We start from the raw sequence: 16,414 nt of genomic DNA on the forward strand, positions 1-16,414 counted from the left end.
CATTCCGTTCCGGGGGAGAGGTAGCGGTGGCAAAACGTGAATAAAAATTCATTGTTTTTGCATTATCGTTCTGTTTAATCGAACGATGTCAGAGATGAACTATCATCACCTGCGGTACTTCCACGAGGTCGCGAAGGACGGGAACCTTACGCGCACGGCAGAGCGTTTGAACGTTTCGCAATCGGCGCTTTCGACCCAGATCCGCACGCTGGAAGCGCGGATCGGCCACCAGTTGTTCGAGCGGCGAGGGCGGCAGCTTGTGCTGACCGAGGTCGGGCATATCACGCTCGACTATTCGGAGCGGATTTTCGGGGCGGGCGAGGAACTTGCAGCCACGCTGCGTCAGACGTCGACCGGGCGGAAAGCGGTACGGATCGGCGCCCTTTCGACGCTGTCGCGCAACTTTCAAATCGGGTTCCTTGCACCGGTCATCGGCCGAATGGATGTCGAGATCGTGCTGCGGTCAGGCAGTGCGAGCGTTCTGTTCGACGCGTTGCAGTCAATGGCGCTCGACGTGGTCCTGACAACCGAACCGCCCGCGCGTGACGTGTTCTCGAAATTCGTTGCGCATCGTGTCGCCGAACAGAAGGTCCTGCTGCACGGCACGCCGCACCGGCTGCGGCACGCAACGCTGGAAGAAATGCTGAGCGAAGAACCCATCATCCTGCCGACCGACAGTTCGATCCGGACCGGTTTCGACAGTCTGATCACACGGCTTGGGCTGCGCCCCCAGGTGGCGGCCGAGGTCGATGACATGGCCATGATCCGTCTTCTGGCCCGCGAGGACGCGGGACTTGCACTTACGCCTGCGGTCGTTCTGGCGGACGAACTGCGCGACGGCCTGCTGGTGACCGCGCCCTTCGATCTCGATATCGGCGAGGATTTCTACGCCGTGACCCTTCAGCGCCGGTTTCCGAATCCCGTCGTCACGGACCTGTTGGACAAGGCGCGAAAGGCAGAGACGTCCGACGCAGGCTGACGGGGGCGGAAGCTATGGCCGATGTCGCCCGGCCGGACATGTCCCGAAGGCCCGGCATGGCTAACGTCAGCGCCCAGTTTTCTGGGGGTGGGGCGCTCACGTCTCTTCGCAGAGGTTCGGCGGATCGTCGAAATTGTATTCGCCCCGGTAGAGCCGCCGCAGGGTCGTGACCATCGCCTCGAAAGATTCATCGAACCGTACCGAGGTGCGCTCGGTTGGGGCGATATAGATCGATTTTCCCACTGGCTCGCGCCGCAGGTAGCCGCTTTCGACCAGGCTGTTGATCTTGCGGTGTAGAGTGCTGATCGGCAGGTCGAGCACCTCTGACAGGGCCGAAAAATCATAGAGCTTCCCCTGCATTCGGCCCTGCACCACCGTACGGATTATCAGGCTGTCGAGCGGCTTGCCCCACATCCCCGATTCCATCGCGTAAAACCGGTTGAGACATTCGATGATCTGTGCCTGAACCGCCGCCCGCACTGCGTCGGGCCTTTGCAGTGAGTCGATGGCGTCGCTCATGTTCAGGCCCCTCTCACGCGCTCCTGCTTTCCAAAATGGAAAGGTTGGCGCTTGGCCGCAAGGCAAATCTGCTCGTATCTGGATCCCTCGTTCTAGGCCTGCCGCAGAGGCGGGCAGAGGACTTCAGCATTCCGGGGGAGGGATCATGCAAAAGCACATACTCGTGGTCGGTGGCGGTATCGGCGGCACGATGACCGCAAACAGCCTTGTCACCAAGTTCTACAGAGAGATCGCAAACGGCAAGGTCAAGGTGACCATGCTGTCGGACAATCCGTGGCACTATTACAAGCCGGCGTTCATGTATGTTGCCTTTGACATGTATTTTAAGGGCGAACTGCGCCGGAAGCAGCAGTCTCTTCTGCGTCCCGAGATCGACTTTCAGCTCGACAAGGTTGAAGCCTTCGATTTCAAGGGCTCCAAGGTGAAGACCGCCAGCGGCAAGACGATCAGCTACGATTACATCGTTGTTTCCACCGGCTGCCTGCCCGCGCCGGAACGGATCGAGGGGCTGAAGGAAGGCGGAGACTATTTCTATCAATACGAACCGGCCCGGAAGCTTTCGGACAAACTGCTGACCCTTGAAAAGGGTCGGGTGTTTGTCACCGTGAACTTCCCCGAAACGCCGAACGTCCCGCACCAATGCGGCATCGCGCCGATGGAAACAACGCTGATGCTCGATGAATATCTGCGCCGCAAGGGTGTGCGCGACCAGATCGAGATCGTCTATACCTACCCGACCGTTTCTCAGCTTCTGCGCAATTGCCTGTTCATGCAGGAAGAGGTCTGCTCTGTCCTGCCGCCGATCTTTGAAGAGCGCGACATCAAATACAAACGCAGCTTCACGCTGGCCAAGGTCGATCCGGAACGCAAGGTCGCCATTTCCAGCGAAGGCGAGGAAGAGGAATTCGACATCCTGATGTCGACCCCGCCGATCCGCGCCGTGGACGCGGTGATCAACAGCGGTCTTTCGCAGGCGGCGAACAACGAGGGCTGGCTGCCCACCGACCGGGATACGCTGCAACTCGAAGGCTATCCCAATGCCTATGTGATGGGCGATACGGTCGATCTGCCGATCTCCAAGGCCGGCGGCTCCTGCCACAACCAGTGCCCGGTGATCGTCAACAATATCGCCGGGGATATGCGGCTGGGCCGGATCGTCGAACACTATGACGGCAAGGTGCAGGCCGTGGCGCAGATGGGATTGGAAGCGGGCATGCCGCTTTTCTACAACTACGATGAGGATGTGCATCCGACACCACCGACCAAGGTCGGCGGACTGCTGCGCAAGGCATTCAACCGCGGCATCTATTGGTCTGTCGCGCGCGGCATCATCTGAGATCTCAAGCTTAAGAACAGGAGGGCGCCATGGCGAACCCCACAGCAAACGGCGCGGAAACCCCGCTGCTCGAGCGTATCAATCAGGAAAGCGCTTTCTCCGACTCGGCGACCGAGGAGGGTCTGATCGATCTGGCCAACAAGCTCGCACCGCTGATCCAGGGCCGGCGCCTGCACAATGTCATCGATCTGATGTCGCTTGCCTCGGATGGTGTGGACATGGCGGACGATGCCATGATCCAGAAGATGATGACCGCTTATGAGGACATCACCAGCACCGCGTGGGCGCTTGGCAATGCGGCGCGTTACGCGGCCAATCAGGCGGCGACCGCGCCGGTGCCATCGCGGCTGGGCCTGCTGCGGGCGGTGGGCGACGAGGATGTGCGGCGCGGGCTGCATTTTGCGCTGCAGTTTCTCGCCGTGCTGGGCCGCCAGACGACGCCCGAGCCCGACGTCGATTGACCGTGGCCACGAATGAGGCGGAGTTGGCCGCACTCTACAGACCGCGCATCCGGGAGCTTGCTGCCCGGGTGCGTTCCGACCGGCGGCTGAAGGACCCGGATGTTACGGTTTCCCGCAGAAGCCAGGTTTGCGGCAGCATGATTACCCTGGACATGATGCGAGAGCGGGACCGGATCACCGCTCTTGGCTGGCGGTCGCGGGCCTGCACCTTGGGCATGGCCTCGCTGGGCCTGGTCACCGAAGTCGCCGTCGGTCTGGGCCGGGCTGAAGTGGCTGCGGCCGGGGCGGCACTCTGGGACCTGCTGCAGGGGCAGGAGCAGGTCTTTGCCGCGCCATGGGACGAACTGTCGATTTTTTCCGCTGCCCGCGGATTTCCGACGCGGTTTGGCTCGATCATGCTGCCCTTCGAAGCAATTGAAGAGGGCTTCACGCAACTGGGGTGAACTGGTGGGTGCCACTACCCGGTTTCGCCGCGCCGTCGATCCTTGGGTGCAAAGCAGCATGTCGTACTGGCGGGTCTTGGCGATCTCCCGGGCGACCTGCCGGCCATCTTCATGTTCCTCCCGGGTGATCTTGCGTGCATCCGCGTTCGGGCAGCATTCCGCCTTGGATGGACAGGCCTGGGCGGCCGGCATGGCTGTAGAAGTCGGCAAGGCAGGTGCGGATACCGGACAGACCCACGAACCGGTCGATGGAGCGCAGCAGGTGGTCTGGCGGGACATGACCCTCAAGCGAGCACTCATAGAACAGCCCCGGTTGTGCCTCCTGCCGCGGTCCCATCATTGCCGATCCTCCCATCCATTGCGGGAATTGAATCAACGGCGCGCCGTTCGATCAAGGAGGCGGTGTCGCCGGGGTCCCCATCAAGACGCTACACTTTAAGACGCTACACTTCGCGGTCCCCAGCCTGCATCGCACTTTCTTGTTGGGCATGCCACTGGCGCATCATATCCGTCCTCCTTTTGGTCGGCCTTCGTTCGAGAACCTCCGTATGGGACATGCGCTCCAGGCGGAAATGGCGGAGGGCACCCCTTTCCTCGCACCAGGCTATCAACAGGCAGCGGGTATCCTCGTAGCCTATCAGGATCGGCCAGACGTTGCGCTGGCTGATTGTCCCGTCGAGCGCACGGTAGCTGAATGTCACCACGCGCCATCGACGTATGGCCTCCCGGAGGCAAGTGGTATCGAGCGTCGCCCCGGGGGCGGTCGCAATCGACTTCACGCCCAATGCGGGCTGCTCCAGCACCGTGCGGCTGGACTCGGGCAGAGACAGCCGGATCTTCGACAATGCGTCCAATGCAAGACGGGCCACCGCCTGATCGGGGTGACGGCTCACCCATTGTGCGCCCAGGGCAAGCGCTTCGGTCTCGGCCGGACTGAGGGCCAGGGGGCGCATCTCGTAATCATCGTCGAGCGTATAGCCGAAACCGGCCGTGCCCTGGATCGGGACCCGGCGTCCGATGAGATCGGCAATATCGCGGTAGACCGTCCGACGCGACACTTCGAGTTCTTCCGCGATGGCGGCGGCCGTAACGGCGCGGGGCGTGCGACGCAGGATCTGGATGATCTGGAAAAGACGGTCGGTGCTGCGCATCCGGTTTCCTGTTGCCACAATGTTGTCAGCAGGACCTCTCTAGAAGCGCTGGCGACCGGTCAAGCGCCGGCAGGAAAGGAATATACGATGAAACTTGCTTCCGTCCGCCTCATCGCGCGGGATGTCCGGGGTCTTGTGGCCTTCTACGAAACCGTCACGGGCGCGAAAGCCGACTGGCTGGCACCCGTCTTCGCGGAGATCGTGATGCCGGGCGCATCGCTAGCCATCGGCTCGGAAGAGACCGTGGCGCTCTTTCAGGAAGGCAGTGCCGAGGCCGCGGCGAACCGGACGTCTATCATCGAGCTTCAGGTGGAGGACATCGACGTGGACTTCGCACGCCTGAAGGCGCTGGATGTCGTCCATGCGCCGAAGCTTCTGCCCTGGGGAAACCGGACGTTCCAACTGCGTGACCCGGAGGGAAATCTGGTAAGCCTCTACATGCCGGAGACCGAGGCCGCGAAGGCGCGATTTGGCTCAAGGTCTTAGGGCCACCGCAACTACGTCCGGGTCGAACGCGGATGCAGTTCCACAGCGCTCGCCATCGGCTGCGAGGCGGCTATTGTGATCGGCCTTCGTCGATCACGGGCCGCTCATTTTCCCGGGCGGACTGTGGGCTCTTCGAAAATACCGGGAGAGGCATCCAAAGGCCGCCAGCCGCTCACGTGACTTGGAATCGAAGAGTCGCGGGGCCGGTCAAGATATGAGCGCTGACCGAAAAGCCCCTGCACCGTCCTGTCGATCATGGGTAGCATAGCCGCTGGCAGCTAACTGCGCGTGGCTGACCGACGCACTAGGCGCAGTGGATGCCCGGTCCCCCCTTATGCTCCTGCACGTTCAACACGTCTGCGGTTCGTCAGTAGCGTCAGGTAGGCAAAAATCTCCGGGCGGATGACCGCGACCGCTTCCGGGGCAGAAGATCCTGCCACGGGCCAGGTGCTTCGTCTGTGGTCAGCCGGGCATGATCCAAGCGCGTCATCTGGGAACCGCGGGTGAACGGGCTGGATGGGGTGGCGATGCAGGAAGGCGAATAGGCCTGTTTCTGTGGGACGCTCGGCCCATAAACTGTTCTGCCTGTAAGAGCGATCGTCCCGATTGCGGGACGTGGGTTTTGTGAGATCACTGAACAGATTGGGTGAATGGTGGGCGACCCTGGAATCGAACCAGGCGTGCGTCTCCGCGAGGGAGTTACAGTCCCCTGCCACACCTTGCGGCCTGTCGCCCATTCACCCGGGCAACATTGCGTTGCGCCGAACGTGGAGGCGTGATTACAAGCGCGCCAGATGAGCGTCAACAGGAAAATCCGGGCTTTGTTGCGGCAATCGTGACAGGCTTGGAAATGGGCATGAACACGGCCGCGGACAGGGCAGGGGCGAGGCGATGAAGAAACCGAAATGGGTGGTCGAGAAGGAGCGTGCGCGCAAGGACGCCGCCTCTGAAACCGTATGGCTGTTCGGGCTGCACGCGGTGCGCGACGCGCTGGAAAATCCCCGGCGCGAGAAGCTGCAGTTGATCGTGACCCGCAATGCCGCCGACAAGCTGGCCGATTCCATCGCCGTATCGGGGGTGGAGCCGGAAATCGTGGATCCCCGCAAGTTCAGCGCCCCCATCGACCCCGCCTCCGTCCACCAGGGTGCGGCGCTGGAGGTCAAGCCGCTGAGCTGGGGCACGCTGGAAGAGGTCTGCATCGGCGCCGAGGCGCCGCGAGTCCTGTGCCTGGACCGGGTGACCGATCCGCACAATGTGGGCGCGATCCTGCGCACGGCCGAAGTGCTGGGCGCCAGCGCCGTGATCGCCCCGCGCCATCATTCCGCCCCGGAAACCGGTGCACTGGCCAAGACAGCCAGCGGCGCGCTGGAACGCCAGCCCTATCTGCGGGTCCGCAATCTGGCCGAAACGATCCAGACGCTGCAACAGTTCGGCTATTACGTCCTGGGCCTGGATGGCGAGGGCGAGGTGACCGTGGAAGAGGCGCTGGAAGGCCGCCAGAACGATCCGGTGGCTCTGGTCCTGGGTGCCGAAGGTCCGGGCCTGCGGGAAAAGACACGCGAAACTGTCGACCGCCTGGTCCGAATCGCACCAGCCGGTGCCTTCGGGTCCCTGAACGTGTCCAACGCTGCCGCAATCGCCCTATACGCGTCCCGCCGCGGATGAATCGGCGCGCATGCGGATCCCGGGTCCGCCGGGGGCGCGGCATGGGGGTCACAACTGCGTGGCGCGACCCGGCCGGGCGGTCACATCCCCGTCAGCCCCCTTTGCAGTCCGGTCCCGCGGGGGCAATCTGAGGTTCGGCACCTTCCGATAAGGGCCGACCGATGCCCCGTTTGCCGGGCACCGGCCACGCGCACCGAAACGACAGATTTGACCCGAATGCCGTCCCGCCGCACCTTCCTTGCCGTCATGGCAGCCTTCGCCCTTTCCCGGCCGCTGGCCGGGACGGCCGGGCCCCACAAGGGCATCTATTACGCCGAGGACGGGCTGGCGCTGGACGGCTATGACCCTGTTGCCTATTTCACCCGCGGCAGGGCAGTCAGGGGCTCGCCCGCCTATGCGGTGATGTGGAAGGGCGCGATCTGGCAGTTCGCGTCGAATCGCAACCGTGACCTGTTCGAGGCCAATCCCTATGCCTTCGCCCCGCAATATGGCGGCTTCTGCGCCTACGGGGTGGCGATGGGCATGGCGATCGCCTCGGATCCGACGGCCTGGCAAATCGTCGACGGCCGGCTTTACCTGACCCATTCGCACATCGTGCAGCGGGTCTGGAAGATGGACACGAAACACCTGATTCAGACGGCCGACAGCCACTGGCCGGCGGTTTTGCACCGATAGATGCGGTCGGAACACATCTTTTCGGCAGGACTTCGCCTAAAGCCTGCGCCTACGGCCGGGTGACCGCCCCGAATCCTTCCCAAGCCCCCGTTCACTCCTATTTGTTTCACACAGCCGGACGCGCTGGAACCGCTCCGGCTTTCACTGTCCCTCGTTCCGCACTTCGCGCTCAAGGCCCTGTGCCTTGGGCGCTTTTTTATGATGCGGACAGGTAGGCGCGCGTCCTATGATCGCCTCATGCCGACCTATTCCGACGCCCATCTGAAAGCCGTGCTGCAAGGCACCCGATCCATCGCGGTGGTGGGGGTGTCGACGAACCCGGTACGCCCCAGCAACTATGTCGCCCGCTATCTGGGCCTGAAGGGGTTCCGGGTACATCCGGTGAACCCGGCTTCGGCCGGAGAAACCCTCTATGGCCGCAAGGTCGTGGCCTCCCTCGCCGAGGTGACGGAGCCGGTCGACATGGTCGATATCTTCCGCCGCGCCGAATTCGTCCCCGCCATCGTGGACGAGGCGATGGAGGTCTTCCCCGATCTCAAGACGATCTGGATGCAGATCGGCATCGAACACCCGGAGGCCGCCGCAAGGGCCGAAGCCCGCGGCATCATCGTCATCCAGGACCGCTGTCCCAAGATCGAGTACCAGCGCCTGTTCGGCGAATTGCGCATGGGCGGCTTCGCCACCGGCATGATCTCGTCCAGGCTTCGCTGACCGCTTCCCCGGCCGCCTTGCCGGGGGCGGTGCGTGCAAAGTGCGCACTCTGCGGATGGCCGATATGCCGGGTTCCAGTTCCGGACGCCCTCCTGGCTTCTTTGATCTTCAAATACCCTCGGGGGAGTCGCCCGAAGGGCGGCGGGGGCAGAGCCCCCGTCACCTCTGCTCCAAAAGACCGAACCCGACCCATTCCCGAACCCGTCCGCGGGTGCTAGAGCCCGGACATGCTTTCCTACCAGCACATCTACCACGCCGGGAACCTGGCTGACGTCCACAAGCACGCGCTGCTGGCTGCGGCGCTGGACTACATGGCCGCCAAGCCCAAGCCCCTGACCTATATCGAAACGCATTCGGGCCGTGCGCTCTACGATCTCTCGGCCGCCGAGGCGTTGAAGACTGGCGAAGCGGCCGCGGGCATTGCCCGGGTCGAGGGCTGGTTCGGCATGGATCACCCCTATGCCAGGGCGCTGGACGCGGCCCGTGCGGAGGGCGGGGCGGATGCCTATCCCGGTTCGCCCCTGGTCGCGCGGACGCTGCTGCGTCCGGACGACCGGATGGTCCTGGCCGAGATGCACCCGCGGGAGGTCGCGGCGCTGCGCCAGGCCCTGCCGTGGGCGGAGATCCACGCCGCAGACGGACCGGAGCTGGCCCTGTCGATCACGCCGCCCGAGCCGCGGCGGGGAATGCTGCTGGTCGATCCCTCCTACGAGGTGAAGACCGAATTCCGCACGATCACCGACCTGATGGCCAAAGTGCACCGCAAGTGGCCCGTGGGCGTGCTGATGCTGTGGTATCCGATTCTGACGTCCGGCGCGGAACGGGAGCTGGTGCGGCGGCTGGCTGGGTTGGGAGACGGAGCTGTGACCAGCGAAGTGCGGTTCCCGCCGGCGCGGGAAGGGCACGGCATGATCGGCAGCGGGCTTTGGGTCGTCAATGCGCCCTGGGGATGGGACAAGGCGGCGGCGGAACTGGCGGCGAAGTTCCGGACGCTGGGTGCCTAGGGGCGCGTGGGAGAGGGGGCTCTGCCCCCGCCGCGCCTTTGGCGCGACTCCCCCGAGGGTATTTGAAGATCGAAGAAGTAGGGGGCTGCGGGCCCGGGTTTCGGGAGGCGTGCGTGGCGCATCCGTAGGGTGCGTGCTCTGCACGCACCGGCCGCTTTACGGGCGCGCGGCCTTTTCGGCGATGCCGCTGGTGCCGGCGCGACGGTCGAGTTCGGCCAGGACATCCGACAGGGGGACATCGCGGGCGGCCAGCATCACCAGGAGGTGATAGAGGACGTCGGCGGCTTCGGTCGTCAGCTTCCCGCGGTCGCCCTTCACGGCTTCGATGATCGCCTCGACAGCCTCTTCCCCGAATTTCTCGGCGCATTTTTCCGGGCCTTTGGCGAAGAGTTTCGCCGTCCAGCTGCTGTCGGGATCGGCCCCCTTGCGGGAGGTGATCGTGGCGTAGAGCGTGTCAAGCGTCGTCATGCCAGCCTCATCGGGATGCCGGCCGCGGCCATGTGAGCCTTGGCTTCGGCGATGGAATAGGTGCCGAAATGGAAGATCGACGCGGCGAGTACCGCCGAGGCGCCGCCCATCGTGACGCCTTCGACCAAGTGGTCCAGCGTGCCGACACCGCCCGAGGCGATGACGGGGATGTCGACCGTGTCCGAGATCGCGCGGGTGAGCGGCAGGTTGAAGCCGGCACGGGTGCCGTCGCGGTCCATGGAGGTGAGCAGGATCTCTCCCGCACCCTTTTCGGCCACCGTCCGGGCGAATTCGACCGCATCGATGCCGGTGGGTTTGCGGCCGCCATGGGTGAAGATTTCCCACTTGCCGGGGGCAACCGTTTTGGCGTCGATGGCCACCACGATGCACTGGCTGCCGAAGCGATCCGCGGCCTCGGCCACCACATCGGGCCGGGCCACGGCTGCGGAATTGAAGGAAACCTTGTCGGCCCCCGCCAGCAGCAGGGCCCGGACGTCGTCGGGCGTGCGGACACCGCCGCCGACCGTCAGCGGGATGAAGCACTGTTCGGCCGTCCGCTGGACCAGGTCGAACATGGTGCCGCGATTTTCGTGGGTGGCGTGGATGTCGAGGAAACAGATCTCGTCCGCGCCGGCCGCGTCATAGGCGCGGGCCGCTTCGACGGGATCGCCCGCGTCGATCAGGTCCACGAAGTTCACGCCCTTGACCACGCGGCCGTCGGCCACGTCCAGGCAGGGGATCAGGCGGGTTTTCAGCATCAGGCGTCTCCGCGGCGGTCGAGGATCTTGCCCAGCAGGACCACGCCGGCCCACAGCAGGCCGGTGATCACCACGCAGGGAAACAGGAAGAGCGGGCCCCAGGCCGCGATCATTCCCATCGTATAGGCTGTTTCGCCAATGTCGTGGCCCAGAAACAGGCAGGGCGTCACGGACCCTTCGTTGATCATGCAGCTGTTGGGGCCTGCAAGATACATCACGGCGCCCATATTGGCGATCCAGAACACCACCGGGGCAAGGGTCAGGATCATGAAGATGCGCGGGATCCAGCGGGGCATGGGGTCAGGCCAAGGCCGCCAGCGCGGCCTTCAGGTCCAGCGCGCCGTCATAGAGCGCACGGCCCGAGATGGCGCCGTCGAGCGATGCGCCGCAATCGCGCAGCGCCATCAGGTCGTCCAGCGAGGACACGCCGCCCGAGGCGATGACCGGGATCGACACGGCCCGTGCCAGCGCGGCGGTCGCCGGAACGTTCGGCCCCTGCATCGCGCCGTCGCGGTCGATGTCGGTATAGATGATGGCGGCCACGCCCGCGTCCTCGAAGCTCTTGGCGAGGTCGGTGGCCATGACGTCAGTTTCTTCGGCCCAGCCCTTGGTGGCGACGCGCCCCTTGCGGGCGTCGATGCCGACGGCGACCTTGCCGGGGAAGGCGCGCGCCGCTTCACGGACGAGGTCGGGGTTTTCGACCGCGACGGTGCCCAGGATCACGCGGGCCAGACCCTTGTCGAGCCAGGCCTCGATCGTGGCCATGTCGCGAATGCCGCCGCCCAGCTGGGCGGGGACGGGGCAGGCGGCCAGGATCGCCTCGACCGGCGCGGCGTTCACCGGCTTGCCGGCGAAGGCGCCGTTCAGGTCGACGAGGTGCAGCCACTGGCAACCGGCGTCGACGAAGGCCTTGGCCTGCGCGGCCGGGTCGGCGTTGAAGACCGTGGCCTTTTCCATGTCGCCGCGAAGAAGGCGGACGGCCTGGCCGTCCTTCAGGTCGATGGCGGGGTAGAGGATCATGTCGTGCTCCGGTTCCGGGCGGGGAAGGGGCCTCAGGGCGCCCAGGTCAGGAAATTGGCGATCATGCGCAGGCCGATGGCCGCGCTTTTCTCCGGGTGGAACTGCAGGCCCAGCATCGTGTCCTTGCCCACCACGGCCGTGACCGGCCCGCCATAGTCGACATGGGCCAGAAGGTCCGCCGGATCGGCCGTGCGGAAATGGTAGGAATGCACGAAGTAGACATGGTCGCCGGTGGCAACGCCGCCGAAGATCGGGTGGGGTTGGTCGATCACCAGGTCGTTCCAGCCCATGTGCGGGACCTTCAGCGCCCGGTCGTCGGGCGTGATCTTGACCACGTCGCCGTCGATCCAGCCGATGCCGTCGGTTTCCTGGTATTCGTGGCCGCGCGCCGCCATCAGTTGCATGCCGACGCAGATGCCGAGGAAGGGGCGGCCCTTGACTTCGACCGCCTCGCGCATCGCCTGCATCAGGCCGGTGCGGTCGCGCAGCTGTTCGGCGCAATGCGGGAAGGCGCCGTCGCCCGGCAGGACGATGCGGTCGGCGCTGGCCACCACGTCCGGGTCGGCGGTCACGACGGTGGTGCCGGCGCCGGTTTCCGCCGCCATCCGCTGGAACGCCTTTTCCGCCGAATGCAGGTTGCCGCTTTCGTAGTCGATGATCGCGGTCAGCATCGTTTACAGCGCGCCCTTGGTCGACGGCACGGCACCGGCCGCGCGGGGGTCGGGCTCCAGTGCTTCGCGCAGCGCGCGGGCGACGGCCTTGAAGGCGGCTTCGGCGATGTGGTGCGAGTTCACGCCGTGAAGCGCATCGACATGGAGCGTGATGCCACCATGGGTCGACAGCGCCTGGAAGAACTCGCGGACGAGTTCCGTGTCGAAGGTGCCGATCTTCTGGGTCGGCAGGTCGACGTTCCAGACCAGGAAAGGCCGTCCCGACAGGTCGAGCGCGGCACGCACCAGCGCGTCGTCCATGGGCAGAAGGCAGGACCCGTAGCGGCGGATGCCGCGTTTGTCGCCAAGCGCCTTTGTCAGGGCCTGACCGATGGCGATGCCGGTGTCCTCCACCGTGTGGTGATCGTCGATGTGCAGGTCGCCCTGGGCCCGGACGGTCAGGTCCAGCATGGCGTGGCGCGCCAGCTGGTCCAGCATATGGTCGAAGAAGCCCACGCCGGTGGCGTTGTCATACGTTCCGGTGCCGTCGAGATCGAGGGTGACTTCGATCTTCGTCTCAGCGGTCTGGCGGGTGATCGTGGCGTTGCGCATGGGGCGGATCCTTCTTGCCGGGGCGCTTATAGGGCGCTGTGCCCGCCGATCCAAGCGCTTCGATGCGGTTGCGGCGGCATGGGGATGGCTGGGCAACGGCCGGGCGATGGCAGGGTGGCCGCCCTGGCCCTTGGACTTGCCCTTTCGGGGTGCCCGTGTCAGCGTCGGGGCAGGCGCGACCCTCTACAGTACTTCGGGAAGACGACATCCATGACGACCTGCGTATTCATCCAGATCCGCTGCAAGCCCGGCACCACCTACAAGGTGGCCGAGCGCATCGCGCTGCGCGAGATTCATTCCGAGCTTTATTCGACCAGCGGCGAATACGACCTGCTGATGAAGCTTTACGTGCCCACGGGCGAGGATGTCGGCAAGTTCATCAACGACAACCTGCTGGATATCGAGGGGATCGAACGGTCGCTGACGACGATGACGTTCAAGGTTTTCTGATCTTACCGGGGTGTCGGACGGGACCGCCCGCGCGGTCCTGTGTCCGTCGACGGTCCACCGGCACACCCGACCCGGCGGATGCGTGCCATATCCGCTGTACCGCCGCCGGGCACAGGGCCGCGCGGGCTTGGGCCGATGGCGGGCGTGATCAGCCCAGTTCGAAGGTGGTGACGCCGAAGATCCGGTCGATGGGCAGGTCCGGGGCCGGGCCTTTGTACATCCGGGCCGTCTCGAACACGGGGGACAGGCCCAGCCTGGCCGCCAGGGCCAGGGCGGCAGCGTTCGGTTCGGGCGTGTCGAGGAAGATTTCCGTCTCCGGCTCCAACTCCTGCAGCAGATCGGCCAGCAGCGCCTCGGCGGTTTCCGGGTCATCGGCGAAAAGGGGGCCGATCTTTGCCCCGGTCCCGCAGGGACGCAGGACGCCGTAGCCTGTGATCCGGCCAGCTTTCGTGGCGACGCGGGCGATATGGCCTGGACTGGTGATCCAGGCCTCCAGGAAGGTCCTTCGGGGGGCGGGGAACATCTGGCGGTCATAGGCTTCAACCGCATCGGTCACGGACGAGAGCGGCGCTGTGGCTTCGGGTGCTGTCCCCAGCGCGCGCAGCGCCGGGCCCGCAGGCCCGCCCTGCCGGATGTTGCGATAGGTAAGCGCAAAGCCCGACTTGCGATAGTTGTCCTGCTGGTCCACCACGCCGTCCAGGCCGATCACCCGGGCGCCGCCATGCTGTTCTGCCGCCTGCCACAGCTGATGGCCCAGCCCCAGCCCGCGATATTCCGGCCGCACGATGTAGAAGCCCAGGAAGCCGAACCCGTCGTCGTAGTTCACGACCGAGATCGAGGCGACCATCTCGCCATCGGCGAAGCCGCCCCAGAACCCTTCGGGATCCACGCTGCGGAAGGCCATCGCGTCCGAGGCGCCGGGGTTCCACCCCTCTGCCGCGGCCCAGCCAACGGCGATGTCGATCTCGGCCGCCGTCAGTGGCCGGGTGATATAGTCGAGCATCTGCGCGTCCTCCCCCGAAGATGGTGCCGCCACCATGATCCATCCGGGGGCACAGGCCAAGCGGGCAGGTGGCCGGTCCGGGGTGCCACCGGGCGCCCGACCTCATCGGCGGGCCTGCCGCGTCGACCTGGGCATGCAGCTGAACGCCCCGCCGATGTGGCCGGATGCCTATGGTACACGTTCAATGATTGGAGGTGTTTTGTTCCAGTGGAGCGGGCGATGAGATTCGAACTCACGACCCTTACCTTGGCAAGGTAATGCTCTACCCCTGAGCTACGCCCGCGCTTCACTGGCTATGTCGCCTATGAAATAGGCAGTATTGGAGCGGGCGATGAGATTCGAACTCACGACCCTTACCTTGGCAAGGTAATGCTCTACCCCTGAGCTACGCCCGCGTCCTTGGGTGAGCGCTGAGATATGATTATCCCAAACCGGCTGCAAGTGGAAAATTCCCGGCCGGGCAAATTATTCGCCACGGCTCCGGGCACCCTTTTCCACTGCAGCCAGTGGTCGGGCCGGCTGGCGTCCGGGATCAGGCTCCATACGCTTGCTGCATGGGTCCTGGGCCGGAACAGGTGCCGATATCGCGCTTGCGGCCGTCCCGGATCGCAGATCGGGAGGGGGCGCCGATCCGGTTGCAGGATGCCCGGCCTATGCCCCGGTCGGGCCAGCGCCCCCGAAGCGCGCGCGCCATAAATGTGTTCGGTCAGCGTCGCGGGCCTCGTAGGCGGCCATCACGGAAGGCAGATTGTCCGGCGCAGGCAGGGGTCTGTCTTCGGCAAGGGCTGTCAGGGCCATGGTGTACCAGGCGGTCACGCCGCCTTCGGGTGGGCTTTCGAAGCGGGGGAAGACGGGATCCGACGAACTGTCGTTCTGCCAGTGGCGGGGCAGGTCTGGGTCCAGAACCAGTGCTCGGGCCAGGCCCACGAGGTCGGTATCGCCGCTGGTCACGCAGTCCAGCGCCTCGGCCCTGGTCTTGATGCCTCCGGTCAGCATCAGCGGGATATCGGTGCGGGTCCGGGCGGCGCGGGCGAAGTCGCGGAAATAGGCGCCCCCGGTCGTGCGGTCCGAGGCCGAAGGGGCGCCCGGGAAGTATGTCCCGCCAGAGATGTCGATCAGGTCGAGCCCCGATCCGGACAGGGCGCCGACGACGGTCAGGGCATCCCGCGCCTCCAGCCCGCCGGTCAGCTGGTCGGTGGCGTTGAGCTTCAGGGCGACGGTGAAGTCCGGGGCAGTGGCGGCGCGGACGGCGGCCACGACTTCCAGCAGGGGGCGCATGCGGTTCGCGATGGGTCCGCCGTAGCGGTCGGTCCGCCGGTTGAACAGCGGAGACAGGAACTGGCTGAGCAGGAAGCCGTGGGCTGCGTGGATCTGGACACCGCCGAAACCCAGGTCCTGCGCCTGTCGTGCGGTGCGGGCGAACTGCTCTGGCAGCGCCGCGATTTCGCCGGCGGTCAGCGCGCGGCAGGACAGGCCGGGCAGGTCCAGCGCGCTGGGGCCGGCCGGGGCGGAGAGCGGCGGATGGGCGAGTGCGCCGGCATGGCCCAGCTGAAGCCACAGGGCCAAGTCCTTGCCCGCCCGGGCCAGGGCGCGGAACCTGTCCACCAGGACGTCCGGGGCATCCGGGGCCAGGACCAGGTTGCCCGGCCTTTCCGGGAATAGACCGTCGCCCTGGACCTCGCCCACGATGGCGGCCGCGGCGCCGCCTTCGCCCCACAGCCGATAGAGGCGGATCTGTGCGGGGGTCGGATTGCCGCGCCCGTCGCCCAGCGAATCCGACATCGCGGATTTGACGATCCGGTTCTTCAGGACGGTGCCGTTGGGCAGGGAGACGGGATCGAAGAGCGGGGAAGGGATGGAGGCCTGGGGCATATGCGAAGCTGACCATCCTCGCGCTGAAAATGCAAACCGCGAGAAGGGTGGACGCGCGGCGGCAGGCCGGAAGGCGGATCGGTTTCGGCGGGGACGCGCGCTTGCCGTTTCGGGGCGGGAAGACGGGACCTTCCCGAAAGTGGCTGGGGGA

Annotated in this window: 20 protein-coding genes, 3 tRNA genes and 1 pseudogene; 10 read left to right on the top strand and 14 right to left on the bottom strand. The window is 65.4% G+C overall.

Annotated elements, in window-relative coordinates:
* Window positions 1-85: 85 nt before the first annotated feature.
* A complete protein-coding gene (locus FQK05_RS13270) occupies window positions 86-979 on the top strand; it encodes a LysR family transcriptional regulator (RefSeq protein ID WP_158967462.1) in 894 nt (297 codons plus the stop codon).
* A gap of 96 nt (window positions 980-1,075) precedes the next feature.
* Here FQK05_RS13270 and FQK05_RS13275 read toward each other — a convergent pair whose 3' ends face one another.
* Window positions 1,076-1,498 carry a helix-turn-helix domain-containing protein gene (locus tag FQK05_RS13275; RefSeq protein WP_158967464.1) on the bottom strand — a complete coding sequence of 141 codons (423 nt, stop codon included), beginning with the start codon at window positions 1,496-1,498 and terminating at the stop codon, window positions 1,076-1,078.
* Between FQK05_RS13275 and FQK05_RS13280 the strand changes: the two genes are divergently transcribed.
* The 3 genes from FQK05_RS13280 to FQK05_RS13290 all read left to right on the top strand — a co-directional run bounded on the left by FQK05_RS13280 (window position 1,485) and on the right by FQK05_RS13290 (window position 3,738).
* Entirely contained in the window at window positions 1,485-2,834 is a 1,350-nt protein-coding gene (locus tag FQK05_RS13280) for an NAD(P)/FAD-dependent oxidoreductase (protein WP_233270494.1), read from the top strand. The two genes, FQK05_RS13275 and FQK05_RS13280, sit on opposite strands and share 14 nt — an antisense overlap.
* Before the next feature lie 29 nt (window positions 2,835-2,863).
* A complete protein-coding gene (locus FQK05_RS13285; RefSeq protein WP_158967466.1) occupies window positions 2,864-3,295 on the top strand; it encodes a DUF1641 domain-containing protein in 432 nt (143 codons plus the stop codon).
* 137 nt (window positions 3,296-3,432) lie between these two features.
* Window positions 3,433-3,738: a hypothetical protein gene (locus FQK05_RS13290; protein ID WP_233270495.1), complete on the top strand. Its 306-nt coding sequence runs from the start codon at window positions 3,433-3,435 to the stop codon at window positions 3,736-3,738.
* 172 nt (window positions 3,739-3,910) lie between these two features.
* Here FQK05_RS13290 and FQK05_RS26605 read toward each other — a convergent pair.
* Together FQK05_RS26605 and FQK05_RS13300 are read right to left on the bottom strand one after the other, a co-directional pair.
* Window positions 3,911-4,078, bottom strand: a pseudogene (locus FQK05_RS26605) (IS5/IS1182 family transposase); the annotation flags it as partial.
* A 103-nt stretch (window positions 4,079-4,181) separates the two neighbouring features.
* Window positions 4,182-4,889, bottom strand: coding sequence for a helix-turn-helix transcriptional regulator (locus tag FQK05_RS13300; protein WP_158967470.1), 708 nt, complete (start codon window positions 4,887-4,889; stop codon window positions 4,182-4,184).
* 87 nt (window positions 4,890-4,976) lie between these two features.
* Here FQK05_RS13300 and FQK05_RS13305 point away from each other — a divergent pair, with 87 nt between their 5' ends.
* Window positions 4,977-5,375: a VOC family protein gene (locus FQK05_RS13305; RefSeq protein ID WP_158967472.1), complete on the top strand. Its 399-nt coding sequence runs from the start codon at window positions 4,977-4,979 to the stop codon at window positions 5,373-5,375.
* A gap of 651 nt (window positions 5,376-6,026) precedes the next feature.
* Here FQK05_RS13305 and FQK05_RS13310 read toward each other — a convergent pair.
* Window positions 6,027-6,110 (bottom strand) — tRNA-Tyr (locus tag FQK05_RS13310).
* 156 nt (window positions 6,111-6,266) lie between these two features.
* On the opposite strand from FQK05_RS13310, the gene rlmB reads away from it, so the two are divergent.
* The 4 genes from rlmB (at window position 6,267) to FQK05_RS13330 (ending at window position 9,430) form a co-directional block, all read left to right on the top strand.
* Window positions 6,267-7,040, top strand: coding sequence for a 23S rRNA (guanosine(2251)-2'-O)-methyltransferase RlmB (gene rlmB, locus FQK05_RS13315; protein WP_158967474.1), 774 nt, complete (start codon window positions 6,267-6,269; stop codon window positions 7,038-7,040).
* Window positions 7,041-7,256: 216 nt separating this feature from the next.
* Window positions 7,257-7,715 carry a YHS domain-containing (seleno)protein gene (locus FQK05_RS13320; protein ID WP_233270496.1) on the top strand — a complete coding sequence of 153 codons (459 nt, stop codon included), beginning with the start codon at window positions 7,257-7,259 and terminating at the stop codon, window positions 7,713-7,715.
* A gap of 237 nt (window positions 7,716-7,952) precedes the next feature.
* Window positions 7,953-8,426, top strand: a complete 474-nt coding sequence (locus FQK05_RS13325; RefSeq protein WP_158967476.1) for a CoA-binding protein — start codon at window positions 7,953-7,955, stop codon at window positions 8,424-8,426.
* A 227-nt stretch (window positions 8,427-8,653) separates the two neighbouring features.
* A complete protein-coding gene (locus FQK05_RS13330) occupies window positions 8,654-9,430 on the top strand; it encodes a 23S rRNA (adenine(2030)-N(6))-methyltransferase RlmJ (RefSeq protein WP_158967478.1) in 777 nt (258 codons plus the stop codon).
* A 156-nt stretch (window positions 9,431-9,586) separates the two neighbouring features.
* Here FQK05_RS13330 and FQK05_RS13335 read toward each other — a convergent pair whose 3' ends face one another.
* The 6 genes from FQK05_RS13335 to hisB are packed head-to-tail and all read right to left on the bottom strand — an operon-like array spanning window position 9,587 to window position 12,938.
* Entirely contained in the window at window positions 9,587-9,898 is a 312-nt protein-coding gene (locus tag FQK05_RS13335) for a phosphoribosyl-ATP diphosphatase (protein WP_158967480.1), read from the bottom strand.
* Window positions 9,895-10,656 carry an imidazole glycerol phosphate synthase subunit HisF gene (gene hisF, locus FQK05_RS13340; protein WP_158967482.1) on the bottom strand — a complete coding sequence of 254 codons (762 nt, stop codon included), beginning with the start codon at window positions 10,654-10,656 and terminating at the stop codon, window positions 9,895-9,897. Before hisF ends, FQK05_RS13335 begins: the two co-directional genes overlap by 4 nt.
* Complete coding sequence (locus FQK05_RS13345) at window positions 10,656-10,952, bottom strand: hypothetical protein (protein ID WP_158967484.1); 297 nt, start codon at window positions 10,950-10,952, stop codon at window positions 10,656-10,658. Before FQK05_RS13345 ends, hisF begins: the two co-directional genes overlap by 1 nt.
* 4 nt (window positions 10,953-10,956) lie before the next feature.
* On the bottom strand, window positions 10,957-11,676 hold the full coding sequence (gene hisA / locus FQK05_RS13350) for a 1-(5-phosphoribosyl)-5-[(5-phosphoribosylamino)methylideneamino]imidazole-4-carboxamide isomerase (RefSeq protein WP_158967486.1): 720 nt from the start codon (window positions 11,674-11,676) through the stop codon (window positions 10,957-10,959).
* Between the two features lie 32 nt (window positions 11,677-11,708).
* Window positions 11,709-12,347 (bottom strand): imidazole glycerol phosphate synthase subunit HisH, encoded by a 639-nt coding sequence (gene hisH, locus FQK05_RS13355; protein ID WP_158967487.1) that lies wholly within the window; start codon window positions 12,345-12,347, stop codon window positions 11,709-11,711.
* 3 nt (window positions 12,348-12,350) lie between these two features.
* Entirely contained in the window at window positions 12,351-12,938 is a 588-nt protein-coding gene (gene hisB / locus FQK05_RS13360; protein WP_158967489.1) for an imidazoleglycerol-phosphate dehydratase HisB, read from the bottom strand.
* Between the two features lie 210 nt (window positions 12,939-13,148).
* On the opposite strand from hisB, the gene FQK05_RS13365 reads away from it, so the two are divergent.
* Complete coding sequence (locus FQK05_RS13365) at window positions 13,149-13,388, top strand: Lrp/AsnC family transcriptional regulator (protein ID WP_158967491.1); 240 nt, start codon at window positions 13,149-13,151, stop codon at window positions 13,386-13,388.
* 148 nt (window positions 13,389-13,536) lie between these two features.
* On the opposite strand, the gene FQK05_RS13370 is transcribed toward FQK05_RS13365, so the two are convergent.
* From FQK05_RS13370 to FQK05_RS13385, 4 genes are all read right to left on the bottom strand, one after another.
* Window positions 13,537-14,391, bottom strand: coding sequence for a GNAT family N-acetyltransferase (locus FQK05_RS13370; protein WP_158967493.1), 855 nt, complete (start codon window positions 14,389-14,391; stop codon window positions 13,537-13,539).
* 208 nt (window positions 14,392-14,599) lie between these two features.
* Window positions 14,600-14,674, bottom strand: a tRNA-Gly gene (locus FQK05_RS13375).
* Window positions 14,675-14,711: 37 nt separating this feature from the next.
* A tRNA-Gly gene (locus FQK05_RS13380) sits at window positions 14,712-14,786 on the bottom strand.
* A gap of 256 nt (window positions 14,787-15,042) precedes the next feature.
* Entirely contained in the window at window positions 15,043-16,263 is a 1,221-nt protein-coding gene (locus FQK05_RS13385; RefSeq protein ID WP_158967495.1) for an oxidoreductase, read from the bottom strand.
* Window positions 16,264-16,414: the final 151 nt, after the last annotated feature.

Source organism: Chachezhania sediminis, from assembly GCF_009765275.1.
Taxonomy (GTDB): Bacteria; Pseudomonadota; Alphaproteobacteria; order Rhodobacterales; family Rhodobacteraceae; genus Chachezhania; species Chachezhania sediminis.

What these genes read in the sequence shown, in the direction of transcription:
- hisB (WP_158967489.1), bottom strand. Translation starts at nt 12,938, where the DNA reads ATGCGCAACGCCACGATCACCCGCCAGACCGCTGAGACGAAGATCGAA.
- FQK05_RS13330 (WP_158967478.1), top strand. Translation starts at nt 8,654, where the DNA reads ATGCTTTCCTACCAGCACATCTACCACGCCGGGAACCTGGCTGACGTC.
- FQK05_RS13325 (WP_158967476.1), top strand. Translation starts at nt 7,953, where the DNA reads ATGCCGACCTATTCCGACGCCCATCTGAAAGCCGTGCTGCAAGGCACC.
- hisF (WP_158967482.1), bottom strand. Translation starts at nt 10,656, where the DNA reads ATGCTGAAAACCCGCCTGATCCCCTGCCTGGACGTGGCCGACGGCCGC.
- hisA (WP_158967486.1), bottom strand. Translation starts at nt 11,676, where the DNA reads ATGATCCTCTACCCCGCCATCGACCTGAAGGACGGCCAGGCCGTCCGC.
- FQK05_RS13290 (WP_233270495.1), top strand. Translation starts at nt 3,433, where the DNA reads ATGATTACCCTGGACATGATGCGAGAGCGGGACCGGATCACCGCTCTT.
- FQK05_RS13370 (WP_158967493.1), bottom strand. Translation starts at nt 14,391, where the DNA reads ATGCTCGACTATATCACCCGGCCACTGACGGCGGCCGAGATCGACATC.
- FQK05_RS13270 (WP_158967462.1), top strand. Translation starts at nt 86, where the DNA reads ATGTCAGAGATGAACTATCATCACCTGCGGTACTTCCACGAGGTCGCG.
- FQK05_RS13335 (WP_158967480.1), bottom strand. Translation starts at nt 9,898, where the DNA reads ATGACGACGCTTGACACGCTCTACGCCACGATCACCTCCCGCAAGGGG.
- FQK05_RS13365 (WP_158967491.1), top strand. Translation starts at nt 13,149, where the DNA reads ATGACGACCTGCGTATTCATCCAGATCCGCTGCAAGCCCGGCACCACC.
- FQK05_RS13305 (WP_158967472.1), top strand. Translation starts at nt 4,977, where the DNA reads ATGAAACTTGCTTCCGTCCGCCTCATCGCGCGGGATGTCCGGGGTCTT.
- FQK05_RS13280 (WP_233270494.1), top strand. Translation starts at nt 1,485, where the DNA reads ATGGCGTCGCTCATGTTCAGGCCCCTCTCACGCGCTCCTGCTTTCCAA.
- FQK05_RS13385 (WP_158967495.1), bottom strand. Translation starts at nt 16,263, where the DNA reads ATGCCCCAGGCCTCCATCCCTTCCCCGCTCTTCGATCCCGTCTCCCTG.
- FQK05_RS13320 (WP_233270496.1), top strand. Translation starts at nt 7,257, where the DNA reads ATGCCGTCCCGCCGCACCTTCCTTGCCGTCATGGCAGCCTTCGCCCTT.
- hisH (WP_158967487.1), bottom strand. Translation starts at nt 12,347, where the DNA reads ATGCTGACCGCGATCATCGACTACGAAAGCGGCAACCTGCATTCGGCG.
- FQK05_RS13285 (WP_158967466.1), top strand. Translation starts at nt 2,864, where the DNA reads ATGGCGAACCCCACAGCAAACGGCGCGGAAACCCCGCTGCTCGAGCGT.
- FQK05_RS13300 (WP_158967470.1), bottom strand. Translation starts at nt 4,889, where the DNA reads ATGCGCAGCACCGACCGTCTTTTCCAGATCATCCAGATCCTGCGTCGC.
- FQK05_RS13345 (WP_158967484.1), bottom strand. Translation starts at nt 10,952, where the DNA reads ATGCCCCGCTGGATCCCGCGCATCTTCATGATCCTGACCCTTGCCCCG.
- rlmB (WP_158967474.1), top strand. Translation starts at nt 6,267, where the DNA reads ATGAAGAAACCGAAATGGGTGGTCGAGAAGGAGCGTGCGCGCAAGGAC.
- FQK05_RS13275 (WP_158967464.1), bottom strand. Translation starts at nt 1,498, where the DNA reads ATGAGCGACGCCATCGACTCACTGCAAAGGCCCGACGCAGTGCGGGCG.